The sequence below is a fragment of the Priestia sp. 10L35 genome, assembly GCF_056395685.1.
Window position 1 is genome coordinate 409546 of record NZ_JBFTKA010000005.1, and the last position, 15596, is coordinate 425141.

The following is a 15596-nucleotide window of genomic DNA, read 5'->3' on the forward strand; positions in this document are numbered from 1 at the left end:
CTCCTTATTGGTGAAAAAGAAGAAGACTATCGCCTTCTTCTTTTTTTATATTTCAACAGCATGTCCACCATCTAAAAAGTACAGATAGCGATGCTGCACAGGTTGTTTTACAATCCGCTCAATGGCCTTTGCGTAAAGCTCTAACTGAATGCGGTATCTGTCAATTAGAAATGGTTTTGCTCGTTCAAAATCCCCTTGAAAACGATGCGAAATGTTATCGGTTTTAAAATCAAGTAAAACGAGACCTTCTTCCGTTTCATACAAACAATCAATAATACCTTGCACTAAAATTGTTTCGTCTTCCTGCTCCCAATGATCATAGATTTCTTTAGCGGAGACACCTAAACTAAAAGGCATCTCTCTATAAAGCGTGCGAGCCGTTCGAATACCTTGTGCAATGTCACTGTCTAAAAAGTCTGCTACATCATTTGCATCAACAGCATCCGCTTGTTCTTGCGTCAATAATTCTTTGGTAACCATTGATTGAATAAAGTCTTGAACCATTTCAAGGGTATAAGCTTTATTTAATGGAAGCTGCTGCATAACGGCATGTGTAGCTGTTCCTCTTTCAGCTCCTGTGAGAGATTTCTCTTGAAGAAACAGCGGACGATTTTCAAGAGGTGCTTTAGATCCTCGAATGAGATCGTCGCTTCCACCTACGTCCGTCAGCTGCTGCTGCCTTTTTAGTTCAGAAACAGATTGCTTCGAACGATGAACGGAAGCTACACGATAATCATAAGACCAATTTAAGCGTCTATACACTTCGTCTTTATAATCGCTCGATTCTGAAACTGGCTCATGCTTTTGAAGAGCGTTTAAAAGCTCTTCATGATGCTGCTGCTCTTCAAGAGGCTGCTCGGCTAAATCATCTGCTAATAACGTTGAAAGTTTCCAGCTTGAAGCATGCTGATGAATCACCTTGGCCGGCTGGACCTCTCCTTCAACCATATGACTAACATTTTGGTGACGGATTAAAGAAGGTCCAATCCAGTCTAAATAACATTTTGCATCTCTTCTCACGTGAGCTGGAAGCGTCCAATCTTCATGTGCCATAACGGAGCTCCATTGTCTGAGCTTTTCTGGTGCATCTTTTACTGTTCCGACTAAAATAAGTTTTTCTTTCGCACGCGTCAAAGCTACGTATAATACCCGCATTTCCTCTGCCATGCTTTCTTTTTTCATTTTTTTCTTCATGGTCTGCTGAAGAAGAGTAGGGTACGTAATACGCAGTTTTGGATCAATATATTTAGATCCAAAACCTAGTTCTTTATCGAGTAAATATGCTTTATTCAAGTCCATTAAGTTAAACTGACGAGCAAGACCAGCTACAAAAACAACAGGAAACTCAAGACCTTTACTGCTGTGGATCGTCATCAAACGCACCACATCTTCTTGTTCTCCCAGTGCTCGAGCAGCTCCTAAATCGTTCCCTCGGTCCTGCATGCGTTCAATAAAACGTAAAAATCGAAACAGACCTCTAAATGAAGTTGCCTCGTACTGGCGAGCGCGATCGTAAAGAGCACGTAAATTGGCTTGACGCTGTTTCCCGCCAGGAAGTCCGCCAACAAATTCAAAGAAACCCGTATCGCGGTAAATTTGCCATACCAGTTCTGACAAAGAGCTTTGTCTAGCTTGTGTTCTCCATGCTTTTAACTGCTCATAGAAATACTTTACTTTATCGCGAAGTTCTTCATCATCTGAAGCCGCTAAGTACGTTTTTAACGCATCGTAATACGTTCCTTTCTTTTGCTCTGCTCTCAGTGTAGCTAACTCTTCATCTGAAAGCCCTACTACCGGTGAGCGAAGAACAGAAGCTAACGGAATGTCTTGATGCGGGTTATCTACTACTTTTAATAAAGACATCATAATCATCACTTCAGTAGCATCAAAATAACCTGTTGATAAATCGGCATAAATGGGCACGCCTTCTTGCTTAAATTCATCCATAATCTGCGCAGCCCAAGGCATAGAACGAAGCAAAATAACAAAGTCACGATACGTCACATTTCTCATGATATCGAGCTTGCGATCATATATTTGAAAGCGGTTTTGAACGAGTTCTTTGATTTTACGCGCCATTGCTCTTGCCTCTAACTGAGCCGTTTCAAGCTCTGCTTCTGAAAAAGCGACGAGAGAAGAATCCGATTCTTCTTCCCCTCCTTCTTCTGCATTTTCTTTTGCAATGAGCAGAAGCTCCGTTTCCATTCCTTCCGCTTTTGGATACGATGCTCCTAATTTTAAAGAAGCATCATCGTCATATGCAATTTCTCCTACTTCTTCATCCATCAGCTGATTAAAAATAAAGTTTGTAGCATCAAGCACTTGAGAACGACTGCGGAAGTTTTTATTCAAATCGATACGTTTTCCGAACTGGCGACCATCTTGTGTAAAGCGCTTGTACTTTGTTAAGAACAAAAATGGCTCCGCTAAACGAAAGCGGTAAATGGATTGTTTTACATCTCCAACCATAAATAAATTCCCTTGTTCTTCACTATCTCTCGTCACTAATTTAATCAGTGTTTCTTGAACCATATTTGTATCTTGATATTCGTCAACAAGCACCTCTTCAAACTGAGTACGATATTTTTGGGCAATGGACGAAGGCTTAAGCACTCCATCTTCTTTTACACTCAAGATTTGCAGGCAATAATGTTCTAAATCAGAAAAGTCCACTAACCCTTTCTCTTTTTTCATATGTTCATATCGTTCACCGAAGCGCTGAACTAAAAAGATTAGCGTTTCAATAACGGGCTTCATTTTCTCAAAATCAGCCATGTAGCCGTGCAAAGGCCTAGAAAACAAATCAGCATGAAGTTTTTCAAGACTTGTTTTAGCTTTTTTGCGAAGCTCTCCGAAATCATCTAAAAGCTGCGAGTCGTATGCTTCTCCTTTACATGGCTTTAAACGAGTAAAATTCAAATTCTGCATTTCCTCATGCAAATCAGCAAAAGAATGCTTAGAAGCACTGATCAGCCGATGAATTTGAGCCAGGTCTTCCTCTGCATTAACGGCGCGAGGAGCAGGCCCTCCTGGCAGCTTTGTTAACTCTAAGCCCTGTTTTAAAATCGACTCAATGCCCATTAGCTGCGTTGTTACTTCTTGTAAAAGAAAAGATAGAAACGGAAGTGAATCAATAGAAGAGTCTTCTGTCACATCATATTGACTCACGATCATTTCAAGCCAGCCGTTTGGGTCAGGGTTAGATCTTGCAAAGTCATACAGCTTTCTTACCATAAGCTGAATATCTAAGTCATTTCTGTCACTTGTATAACGATCAATTAAATCAAAGAATCGCTCGTTCTGTTCAATACTGTACTGTTCTTCAAACAATTCTTCTAATACTTCTTCACGCAGAAGATCGGCTTCCGTATCATCTGCAATCCGAAAACCAGGGTCTACATCAATCAAATAATAATACGTTCGAATGACTTCTAAACAAAAAGAATGGAGCGTAGAAATCGACGCACGGTTTAATAAATTAAGCTGTCTGCGCAAGTGCAAAGAAGATGGATTCTTTTTTAACTCTTTTTCCAATGCTTCTCCAATTCGATTTCTCATTTCGGCTGCAGAAGCATTTGTGAACGTAGCAACGAGTAATCTATCAACATCGATTGGCTCATCACCCATCGTAATCTTTTTAATAATACGTTCAACTAAAACCGCTGTTTTTCCTGAGCCAGCCGCCGCGGCTACTAATATATCTTGACCGGATGAAACAATGGCTTTCCACTGATCATCTGTCCACTGGGAGTCGGCCGGTTTTACGTGTATATCTTCATTCATCTCGTTTGGCCTCCTCTCGAATTTTATCTAAAATAACACTTTGACTCTCTGTACTAAGCTGACGATATTCGTTGTTTTCCATTGATTCATCGAACTGACAAATTGAGCGGTATTCACAAAACGCACATGGTGTTTTATCTTTTAGTTTATAAGGCGAAATGTCAATTTTCCCATTTGTAATCTCTGTACCTGCCTCCACAAATTTACCTCGCACATACTGACGGAGATGTGTAAAATCTTCTTCGCTCGCAACCGAAGAATTGGAATAAAAGCCCCCTGTCTTTTTAATGCCAGCTGATATAACCTGTGAGTGCCCTGATTCTAACGTTTCGTCCATTAACCTTACTGCTTCCTCGTCTCCTACAAGCAGTCCTTTCATTTTAAACTTCTTGAAGATTTCAGCTTCAATTTGATCAGGCTGTAATGCTTTAGTGCTGTTGATCATTGGATTATGAACGTGGAAATAAAGAACGCCAGCAGGCAATGCTCCTCTATTATCATGAAGAAGCTGTTCAGCATACGTCACGACTATGTCTAAATAAGCTAAAATTTGAAGAGATAAACCGTAGTACACTTCCACTAAGTTTAATGCTTTATCGCTTGATTTATAGTCGACAATACGCAGTAAAAGTCCTTTTGAGCTTTCCGCTTTATCTACCCTGTCAATTCTGCCAACGAGTTCCATCGTATGGCCATTTGGCAGTGTGAACTGCATAGAAGGCAGCTCTGCGCTAGGTCCAAATCCAAGCTCCAATCCAACGGGAACAAAGCCGCTCATCTTAGCGTGCTCACTTAACACAAGCGACGCACGTTCAATAATTTGCTGCAGCTTATGTGTTAAATAGTGGTGGCGATTCGAGCTCAATAAAATCTCATTTTGCAAGCGCGGAGCAAGCTCATGCACTGCAGCCGTAGAAAGCTGCTGACAGTCTTTTCTCGTTAAGTTCTTCCATTCTTTTTGACCGCCGCGAAGTTCGTCTGAAATCATTTTCAACGCCGCGTGAAATAACTCGCCTATGTCAGGAGCCGCCAATTTGAAAACTTTTCGTTCTTTAAGCTTGAGCCCGTGAGAAGCAAAATGCGCATATGGACAGGCTTCAAATTTTTCCATTCTCGATACGCTTGCTTGAATATGCTTTCCATACAGACGCTGACTCGTTTTCTTTGTTAACCGTTTTGCTTCATTTTGATAAAATAAGCTGCTTAGTACTTTCCCACTGTATGAGTTCCAATCTGAATTTTCCACATAAAAATTATACACATCCCACCAAGCGGAACTCATCGGATAATGGCGTTTCCATCCTTGCAGCTGGCTGGCTAAATGCGCGATGCTCGTTAAAGGATTTGTAATATAATCAACTTGCTTTTCTTCTTCTAAATCTGTAGGTTCCGTCATTAACAGTTTTTCCTGCAGGAGCGGAAATAGCTCTTTTACTCGATTAATAACGAGTGAAGGCAGCAGGGTCTTCCCTTCCTCATTGGCAAGAGGATACGAAACATAAAGTTTTTCCGAAGAGCTGGAAAGTGCTAAATAAATGAGAAATTGTTCGTCAAACAGCTTTTGTCTTCCGGTTGGCGCAAGTAATAAACCTGATTCAAGCAGCTGCTCTCTCTCCTTCTCAGATAACAGGCCATCGCTTTTGGGTTTAGCTGGAATCACACCGTCATTTACACCTAACACAAAGCTTGCTTTGATATCGGATAAACGCGAACGCTCAAAACTTGCCACAACCACTTGATCCAGTGCAGGCGGAACAAGTGCAAACTGCATGCTGTCAAGCCCTGTCTCAAATAGATCTGCAAACAAAGAAATCGATACTTTCTCTTCTCCCATCATTTCAACAAACTGATCAAATAAGTGAAGAATTGCTTTCCATACCTGCTCGTGCTCTCTTGCTTCTTGAAGCTTTCCTTCTTCTTCACATCGATTGCGCAGCGCTTCTATCTTTTGTGGAATATCTAAATTCGTTAAAAAACGATAGAGCGCTTCTGCTTTTTCTTTTCCTATTTTCCCTTGTTTTAATTTTTGCTGAAGCGAATAAATAGGAGGAACAATCATATTTTTTAATTCATTTATTTTTTGCTCAAAAGCAAGCTCTTCGTCCGTTTTCCCAAGGTTCATGTCTTCAAGCGAACGATATTTTCTGTAGGTAAATGGTTCCTTGCTCGTCCACTTAGATCCTTGAATACCGTAAGCGAGTACATAATTTTCTAATTCATCCATCTCTTCGCGAAGCTGGTGCACATCAGATGACAAAGGAAATAAAAGATCTGTTTTCACTGCTCGAAAGATGGTTTCATATCGCCATGACCCGCTTACCACCTCTAACACTGAGCGAACAAATTCAACGAGTGGATGGTGAAACATCGCTCGTTTTTGGTCAATAAAGTACGGAATTTCATAATCTCGAAAAATGGTTTGAAGCAAGTCATGGTAATCTTCTGCATTTCTAACAATCAAGGCAATATCACGGTAGCGATAGCCGCGATCGCGTACAAGTGAAAGTACTTCTCTTGCAATCCCTTCAACTTCTGCTCTTCGGCTAACAGCCGGTAGCAGCTGAATGTGCTCGGGCTCTGACTGAAATTCCGGCGTTGGCCGTTCATCATAATATCGTTCTAAATAGGCAAGCTCTGGACTGTTTTGATGCCTTTTTTGTTCGTTAAATACGATTGGCTCTTGAATCTCTATACCGTTTTCAGCCGCCAGGCCCATTATTTCTTGGTACGTTTCGCTCGTTAATCGAAACAAGTGCAAGTCATTTGGAATAAAATCTTGATATGAATAATCAGAAGTCACCGCTATTTTTACTTCTCTACAAACTTTCATCAGCTCTACTAATACGGTTAATTCTTGAGGAGTATAGTGATGAAATCCATCTACATAAATCGTTGCTTGAGCAAGATAGCCAGAAGACGCTACTTTTTCACTCAGCAGCTTCAAATAATCTTCTCCATCTACATATTTCGTCATCAGCTGTTTTTCTAATTCTCCGTAAATGAGATGTAAATCATGTAATTTATCAGCAAGGACTTTCTCATCTTCTGCTTGAAGCTTTTTCTTCATCTCTTCGAGAGACGGGGCATCTACTGTGTACTGTTTAAATTCTTTAACCATTTTTTCCAGTTCTTCAATAAACCCTGCTTGTTCTGAAGAATTCGCAAACAGTCGAAGCTCTTCTTTTTGATGTTCGATAATTTTTTTAAGCATCATATGAATACCTGTTTGATCCACATGATAGCGGCTAATACCTCCAACTTCTTGCAGGATACGCCATGCAAGACGTGTAAAACTATAAACTTGAGCACGCATCATGCCTTCTAACCCAGGTGTTTGAACAAGCGCATACTCCGACTGAAATGTCATCTGTTCAGGTACAATATAAATAAGTGGATGCCCAAGCGGAGCATTTAACAGCTCTTGGCGCATGCTATTTAAAAGATATTCCGTTTTCCCGCTTCCTGAACGTCCTAATAAAAACTGTAGCCCCACGTTTTCACCCCTTCATTTTTTTCTCTATGTTTTCATTTGTTTAAGTACAAAATGGATAAACGCCACGTAAACACGTGACGCAGTCGTCAAAATTTTATAGTGATAATCATCTAAATCTCTCTATCTCTCTCCTTATTATTTTACTGAACTTGCAGACAAAATTCCACTTTGCCGATATGTGAAATGCTGGATGCAACAAAAAAACTTTTCAGTAGTCAAAAGACCACTGAAAAGTTTTAGAAAAGCGAATTATTTTCTACTTTTACATCATGATTCCACCATCTACATGAAGTGTTGTACCGTTAATATAGTTGGACTCATCAGATGCTAAATACAGATAAGCATAACCAATGTCAGAAGGCTGACCTAATCTTTGTAAAGGAATAGTGGATTTCATTTGATCAATGATTTTGTCTGGCATCGCCTTCACCATATCCGTCTCAATAAACCCGGGAGCTACAGCGTTTACATTAATTCCTTTTCGTCCCAGCTCTTTAGCCCATGTTTTTGTCATTCCTACTACGCCTGCCTTTGTCGCCGCATAGTTTGTTTGACCAACATTTCCATATACGCCAGATACCGAAGATGTGCTAATAATTTTCCCTTTACCTTGAGCAATCATATGCGGTACCACTGCTTGTGTACAGTGAAAAACGCCTGTAAGGTTTACGTTGATTACTGCTTGAAAATTTTCAACTGATAATTTGGTTAGCATTCCATCTCTGGTGATACCTGCATTGTTAATTAAAATATCTATTTTAGAGTAGCGTTTCACTACTTCTTCTACCATTGCATCTACACTGTCTCGATCCGCTACGTTCACTTGAAAAAATGCTACATCTCCGCCTTCTTCTTTTAGCTGAGCTGCTCGTTCTTCTCCCGTTTTTGCATCGTAGTCAACCATAGCGACCTTTGCACCCTCTTGTGCGAATATTCGAGAAGCTTCGAATCCTAATCCATTTGCTGCACCCGTAATAATTGCCACTTTATCTTTTAATCTCATGTCACCCGCGCTATAAGACGCTTACTAACAACGATTAATCAGCAAGTCGCTTGAATCTCAGTAGCGCATTCCCCTCCTCAAAACGACGCCAAGCACGTCTTAATGATCATTCGGTGCTTTTCTAGTAATGATCCCTCTACTTACATCTTAGTAGTCAAGCTCAAAAATCATTCATATAATTTTTAAGAAAACGTTTTGAAATACATGAGGTGATAATACATGTTGAGAAAAAACACGTATATCTCTAGAAAACAAAGGGTTCATTACTTAGGTGCAACTAGGAATAGACGTCTAATTTATTCCCAGTTTTTTCTTTTATTTTAGCATATTTCTCACAATTGATAAACAAAAAACTTGTTCATTACTGGACAGATACTCTGTATGTGCATTGTTCTTCCAACCGAATAAACAGACAAATAACTTCTTTAAGAAAAATTTTAAGATCCTTTCAAAAATGCTGTTGTATCCCTATAAGAAAAGGCTTTTCTATAGTTTACAATACCCCTTTTGGCTGTATGTATAACAAAAGACTGCCTATTAAAAAGCAGTCTTTCATCACTATTTGTTATATATAAACAAACTATTTGTCATACTGTTTCACTTTAGATTTTTCATTTAATCTTCGTTCAATTTGTTTTCCAACAAGCCATAGAACAAAAATGATGACTAAAACAAGTACTGCTTTCAGAGGCTGTTTCACAAATGAAACAAAATCGGCCCCAATAAAGCTCATCATAAATATCATCACCATTTTACCGGCTAATACAGCCAGCATAAACTGAGCCATACTAACACGTGATAGCCCTGCTACTACATTAATTGCCGAAGACGGGGTAAAAGGGAAACAAAGCATAATAAACAGCGGTCCGAACCCGTGTCTTTCTACCCAAATCATAATCTTTCGAATTTGCGCATGCCGGCTGATGAAATGTAAAAACCTCGCCTGTCCATATTTTCTAAAAATCAAAAAGACAAGCAGTGATCCAACGCAGCTGCCAACCCATGAAATTAAAAAACCTAACCATAAGCCAAAAGCAGCAGCATTGGCCATTACAAACGCAAAAAGCGGCAAGATAGGGATAAACGCTTCTAAAATAGGCAACAGCAGCCCTGGAATGATTCCAAATGATTGATATTGTTTTAATAACTCGAGGACGCCGTCTAACGTCAAATAATGCTTTAATGTTTCAAAATCCATCGAATGTTCTCCTTATTTAAACAACTGTGCTACTTTTCACTTATTGTACTACTTTCCTTTACCAAACAAAAGTTTTACAGCGTTTTACCTTTCCTGTCCTTTTACGCTTGCCATACAGCCTTTATTTACACATACATATTTGGTTGAACAGCCATGCATTTTTTACTGAGACTGTTTTAAATAACGTTTAAACCAGCTTGTTAAATATTTTAGTCTCGCCGTTCGTAAATTAGGCTTACCGCTTCTAGAAAGTTCATGATTAGACTGAGGAAAACGAATAAATTCTACTTCTTTATCTTTTCTTTTCAGGGCCACATAAAGCTGTTCAGCTTGTTCAATTGGACATCTGTAATCCTGTTCGCTATGCAAGATTAACAGCGGTGTTTTAACATTCTCCGCTAAACGAAGCGGCGAGTGGTTCCAAAGTTTTTCCGGATTTTCATAAATATCAGCTTTTAATTCCCATTCGGTAAAATAATAGCCAATATCACTAACGCCGTAAAAACTTGTCCAATTTGAAATAGACCGTTGCGTTACCGCTGCTTTAAACCGATTTGTACTTCCTACAATCCAGTTTGTCATAAACCCTCCGTAGCTTCCTCCTGTTACGCCAAGCTTATCTTCATTAATATAAGAGTAGCGCTTCACTGCTTCGTCAGTCACTGCCATCAAATCCGTATAATCCATGCCTCCGTAATCCCCTCGAACCGCATCTGTAAATGCTTGACCATATCCTCTGCCGCCTCTTGGATTAGAAAAGAGGATATTGAACCCTTTTGATGCAAGTACTTGGAATTCAAGCATAAATGTATGACCATACATAAGATGCGGACCTCCATGGATTTCTAAAATGGTTGGAGATACATCATTGGTAGCAGCAGCTTTTACTACCCAACTGTGGATATGTATACCGTCCGTAGAAGTGGCGTAAAAAGATTCTGCTTGTGTAAGCTGCACATGCTTTAAAAATGAGTCATTAACGTTTGTCAGCTTCACTAATTCCTCTGTTTTTAAATTTAGAGAATAAAGATCTCCGGGATGTGTAAATGTACTGATTGCCACGATAGCTTCCTCACAATTGGGAAGAACAGAGACCTCATATACGTGAGCATTATCCATAAGTACAGAGTCTAGCTTTCCATTCACATTTCCTTTATATATGCCTACAGAACCCTTTTCACTTACGACAAAATAAAATTCTTCATTACTGCCCCACATAATTCCCGCTGCGGTTCTACCAAAGTGAAAATCTCCTGCTACCATATCTCCTATTTCTAAGTCTATGCCAGCAGTGATACAAGCTGTTTTTTGGTTAGAGATCTGATAAATATATATGTCATTCATTGAAGCCGATCCGTATGTACGTTCATTTCCAATGTATGCTATGTATGACCCATCCGGTGACCACGAAACTTGATGAAAATATCCTGTTTCCGCTGTAATAGATGTTACTTTTTTAGTATCACGATGCAAAATAAACACATCCATCGTTAGCGATAAATCCGGATTCTCTCCTCGGCTGCTGCAAAATACAATTGAGTTTGCATCAGGGGACCAGCACCCAACAGAGTGATGATAAGGTCCATCCGTTAAAAACGTCACTTCTTTGTTTTTAAGTTTAACGACGGCAACTTGAGCATATTCACCTTTTAAATAACCGCTAACATCGGATTTGTACAATAGACGCTCCACTTCGTAAGGCTGAGGATATTCATGATTTTGTTCAACTCTTACAGCTTTTTCTCCTACTTTTGTAGAAAACATAATTTCGTCACTATAAGGAGACCACACCGGATTGCTAACGCCTTTTTCAAGATCTGTGAGTGCTTCTGCTTCTCCTCCTGCCGCTGCTAATAGATAGAGCTGAACGCTCTGACTGCGATCGGATAAAAAAGCAATCCACTTGCCATCAAGGGACCATACTGGAGAATGATTGTTTCCTTTACAGTAGGTTAATTGCTTTGTTTTTTTCGTTTCAAGATCTAGCAGAAATAGCTGCGTCTCATACGTGTTCTCTATTTTCTTCGTTTCTCGGACCGTATAAACTACACTTTTACCATCTGGGGAAATCTGAGGATTATACACAGACTTCAGTTCATACAAATCCTCTATCGTTACCGTACGCTTTTTTAAATGATTCAATTTCTTCGCCCCCAAGCACTCATTTTTAAACCAAATAGTCAATTGATAAAAACAAAAATAGCGTTTCCCTTTTACTTTATCATTTCTGAAAATAAAAATCTAAAAATTTAGAAAATTAGTTGTTTTTTCTCCTTTTAATCTATATAATAATAAAAAGGGTGCAGAGGTGATGAGGTATGAACAATGAAAAATCGTACACGGAAATGATGAAGTCCCTCGCTCGCAAGAAAAAAGTAATTGATACTGTGAGTATGTTGGATGTTTATATCGAAATGGTAATTGATGAATCGCTTTTTAAGCGTCAAAAAGAACTGTTAGAAACAAACATTAACACGGCATTAGATCAACGTGATGAAACTGCTTTTTATGAGCTATCAGCACAGTACCAATCCCTGCTTCAAACATCTACTTAATATTTCAGGAGCTTAATTCATATTAACGATTTATATGTACGTTTAACAGGCAGATCCTTTCTTCTCAGGAAGAACAGCTGTCTGTTAAATCGTGTTTTCTACATAAAAAAAGATTCTTACACCTGTAAGAATCTTTTTTAGTAGAATCTTTCCTATGAGTGGACGTAACCGACCATTCCACTCATAGGTTTTTTTTGTTATTTATGCGTCTGAAACTGCTCTTCTTCTGTGGAACCTTTTAAAGCTGTTGTAGAAGAAGTCCCACCAGAAACTACTTGTGCCACTTCATCAAAATAGCCCGTTCCTACTTCACGCTGATGTCTTGTAGCTGTATATCCATTTACTTCACTAGCAAACTCTCTTTCTTGTAACTCTGAATAAGCTGCCATTCCTCTTGTTTTATATCCTCGTGCCAGCTCAAACATGCTGTGGTTTAAAGCGTGGAAGCCAGCAAGCGTAACAAACTGGAACTTGTAGCCCATTTTTGCAATTTCTCTTTGGAATTTTTCAATCGTTTTCTTATCTAACTTTTTCTTCCAGTTGAAAGATGGTGAACAGTTATAAGCAAGCATTTTACCTGGGAATTTTTCATGAATAGCATCTGCAAATTTTTGTGCTTGTTCCAAGTTTGGTTCAGACGTCTCACACCACACTAGATCCGCATATGGCGCATATGCTAAGCCACGAGCAATAGCTTGATCGATTCCGGCTCTCGTGCGATAAAAACCTTCAGCGGTGCGTTCACCTGTAATAAACTGGCGATCTACAGGATCAACATCACTTGTAATCAAATCAGCGGCATCAGCATCGGTACGAGCAATCAGAAGTGTTGGAACCCCCATTACATCAGAAGCTAAACGAGCAGCAATCAAATTTTTCACAGCGGTTTGAGTTGGAAGCAATACCTTGCCGCCGAGATGACCACACTTTTTCTCAGAGGATAATTGATCTTCAAAGTGTACGGCAGATGCTCCCGACTCAATCATTCCTTTCATGAGTTCAAATACGTTTAACTGTCCTCCAAACCCTGCTTCTGCATCTGCTACAATTGGAGCAAAGTAATCGATATCCCCTTCTCCTTCTAAATGCTGAATTTGATCAGCACGCTGCAGCGCTTGATTGATTCGTTTCACAACATGCGGCACGCTGTTTGCCGGGTATAAACTTTGATCAGGATACATATTTCCTGAAAGATTTGCATCTGCAGCTACCTGCCATCCGCTTAAGTAAATTGCTTTTAGCCCTGCTTTTACCTGTTGTACTGCTTGATTTCCTGTTAAAGCTCCTAAGGCATGAACGTATGGCTCTGTTTTTAATAAGTTCCAGAACTTTTCAGCTCCTCTTCTAGCAAGCGTATGTTCAATATCAATAGACCCTCTTAGCCCAATGACTTTTTCTGCAGAATATGGACGTTCAATTCCTTTCCAACGCTCATCGCTTTTCCAGTTCTCTTCAAGGTTTTTTACACGAATGTCTTTCATTCTTTATACCCCCTAATGAATTTAAAATTCTATATTCATAAAAATATAAAACGCAGCAGTTAGAATATGTCTGTTTCATGATGAAGTAAATTAGCAGCTTGCCATAATGTTAGCAAGAACGTAGATGAAATAAGTAAGTAGGTGAAGGACATGTAGTAAGACTTAGCTGAGGTGAATATACGCTGAGAATTTTGACTGCTATCTTTTCAATCACAAATAACTATTCCTCCCTATTGTTATAAAACAGTTTTTATTTTACATACGTTATTATATAACAGTACTTTCGAAAATGAAACCTCCTTTTAGAATTTTTTTCCTACTCGCAAGGAGGCTTTTCTATTAATACCTACGTATAAAAGGCTTCATATATCCTTTACTTTTTCTTATATCACTTATTCATTTCTTTCATACTTCTCAACAAATGAAATTCTTTCCAGTATTGTTGGGTGACCATATCGGAAAATCTTCACTAAATACGGCGGATTTACCTGAGATAGTCCTGATTTCGTTAAGTCCTGAAACGTTTTAATAGCAGCTTGCTTATCTCCTGTTAGGTCCATAGCATACGTGTCAGATTGAAGTTCATGATGACGCGACTGCATATTTGTTAACGGACTCACAGCAAATGTAAGAATAGAAAAAATAAGTAGAATAAGCGGTAAAGAATTTAAATCACTAAGAGAAGTAATTTTTAATGCTTTCCCCCATTTCTTAATCACAAAGCTGGCTAAATGTTTCGTTAGCCATAAGCCTACGATCGATAAAACTAATGCTGAAGCAATCCCCACATAAATATGTTTCTTTACATAATGACCCATTTCATGCGCCATGATAAACAAAATTTCACGTTCCGTTAATTTATTAAGAGTAGTATCCCATAACACAATTCTTGAATTAGAACCTATTCCCGTCACATATGCATTAAGGGAGTTCGTTTTTTCAGACATGTTTACTTCATATACATGCTTAGCAGGTATATGAGCTTCGTCTGCTAAATGCAAAATTTTCGTTTCCAGCTCTTTATTCTTTAATGGATAAAAATCGTTATATAACGGATCGATAACCACTGGTTGAATAAACGTCAAAAATAGCGTAAATGGAATAGATACTAGCCACGCATACAGCCACCATCTTTTTGAAAACTTACGAATGAATGCATATAACACAGCAATCACTAAAAACATGGTGGCATAGTTCACCCAAAAATCTGTAAAAAGATCCTTCATCCATCCCTGGAAAGGTTGCGTCGTAATATGATAAGCCTTTGAAAGCTTATAGCTAATCCAGTCCATAGGAAAAGAATAGATCAGCAGCAGAACGGATAACCAAAATACATAAATAGCAGTTTGGAGAAGACTGAAACGGCTGACATCTTTAGACCACTTATTAACTTTCTTAGACACACCTAACACTAAAATTAAAATAAACCCTAGCCACTCATATGGAATTCGGATAAAAAAGAGCGCATCTCTAATTTTTGAATATTTTTCGGTTAACATAAGTTCTCGTGTATTCATAAACGTAGCCGGGTCTACGCTGGTGCCTTTTAATGATTGTGGAATAGAGGTATCGCTTATATAGAATAAATACACCCAAATACACGCTCCATACACAAGAAAAACTCCGATGGACCACCAAACAATTTTTTTCACGCATTCCCCTCCTTTTGTACAAACAGTATGCCGTTATTACTATTGTAGGTTTTTTTTCGAAATTTAGAACAAGCGTTTATGGATGTGCTATAAGAAATGTAATTTGAGGCGAGGAAATCATAGAAAAATGAAAAATAGAGTTTAGACAAAAGAATAAACTCCGTTTACAAACAAAAAAAGCAGTTTGCATATGCAAACTGCTTTTAAGATGACCCGTACGGGATTCGAACCCGTGTTACCGCCGTGAAAGGGCGGTGTCTTAACCGCTTGACCAACGGGCCAGTATGGCTCCACAGGTAGGACTCGAACCTACGACCGATCGGTTAACAGCCGATAGCTCTACCACTGAGCTACTGTGGAATATGGTGGGCCTAAGTGGACTCGAACCACCGACCTCACGCTTATCAGGCGTGCGCTCTAACCAGCTGAGC

General features: G+C 39.1%; 8 protein-coding genes and 2 tRNA genes. 1 reads left to right on the forward strand and 9 read right to left on the reverse strand.

What is annotated here, in order from left to right; all coding sequences use genetic code 11:
* Positions 1–45: 45 nt before the first annotated feature.
* The 5 genes from addA to AC1DEF_RS20300 form a co-directional block, all read right to left on the reverse strand.
* Positions 46–3783 carry a helicase-exonuclease AddAB subunit AddA gene (gene addA / locus AC1DEF_RS20280; protein WP_097824343.1) on the reverse strand — a complete coding sequence of 1246 codons (3738 nt, stop codon included), beginning with the start codon at positions 3781–3783 and terminating at the stop codon, positions 46–48.
* Entirely contained in the window at positions 3776–7276 is a 3501-nt protein-coding gene (addB, locus tag AC1DEF_RS20285; RefSeq protein WP_097824344.1) for a helicase-exonuclease AddAB subunit AddB, read from the reverse strand. The genes addA and addB overlap by 8 nt, the downstream gene beginning before the upstream one ends.
* Positions 7277–7538: 262 nt before the next feature.
* Positions 7539–8279, reverse strand: coding sequence for a 3-oxoacyl-ACP reductase FabG (fabG, locus tag AC1DEF_RS20290; protein WP_013055347.1), 741 nt, complete (start codon positions 8277–8279; stop codon positions 7539–7541).
* Positions 8280–8859: 580 nt separating this feature from the next.
* Positions 8860–9477 (reverse strand): TVP38/TMEM64 family protein, encoded by a 618-nt coding sequence (locus AC1DEF_RS20295; RefSeq protein ID WP_013081701.1) that lies wholly within the window; start codon positions 9475–9477, stop codon positions 8860–8862.
* A 162-nt stretch (positions 9478–9639) separates the two neighbouring features.
* Entirely contained in the window at positions 9640–11619 is a 1980-nt protein-coding gene (locus tag AC1DEF_RS20300; RefSeq protein WP_097824345.1) for a S9 family peptidase, read from the reverse strand.
* A 176-nt stretch (positions 11620–11795) separates the two neighbouring features.
* Here AC1DEF_RS20300 and AC1DEF_RS20305 point away from each other — a divergent pair, with 176 nt between their 5' ends.
* Complete coding sequence (locus AC1DEF_RS20305; protein WP_028412421.1) at positions 11796–12032, forward strand: IDEAL domain-containing protein; 237 nt, start codon at positions 11796–11798, stop codon at positions 12030–12032.
* Positions 12033–12229: 197 nt separating this feature from the next.
* On the opposite strand, the gene aceA is transcribed toward AC1DEF_RS20305, so the two are convergent.
* The 4 genes from aceA to AC1DEF_RS20325 form a co-directional block, all read right to left on the reverse strand.
* Entirely contained in the window at positions 12230–13513 is a 1284-nt protein-coding gene (gene aceA, locus AC1DEF_RS20310) for an isocitrate lyase (RefSeq protein ID WP_097824346.1), read from the reverse strand.
* A 392-nt stretch (positions 13514–13905) separates the two neighbouring features.
* Complete coding sequence (locus AC1DEF_RS20315) at positions 13906–15165, reverse strand: M48 family metallopeptidase (RefSeq protein WP_097824347.1); 1260 nt, start codon at positions 15163–15165, stop codon at positions 13906–13908.
* 209 nt (positions 15166–15374) lie between these two features.
* Positions 15375–15446, reverse strand: a tRNA-Glu gene (locus AC1DEF_RS20320).
* 4 nt (positions 15447–15450) lie between these two features.
* Positions 15451–15525: transfer RNA gene (locus tag AC1DEF_RS20325), tRNA-Asn, on the reverse strand.
* Between the last annotated feature and the right edge of the window lie 71 nt (positions 15526–15596).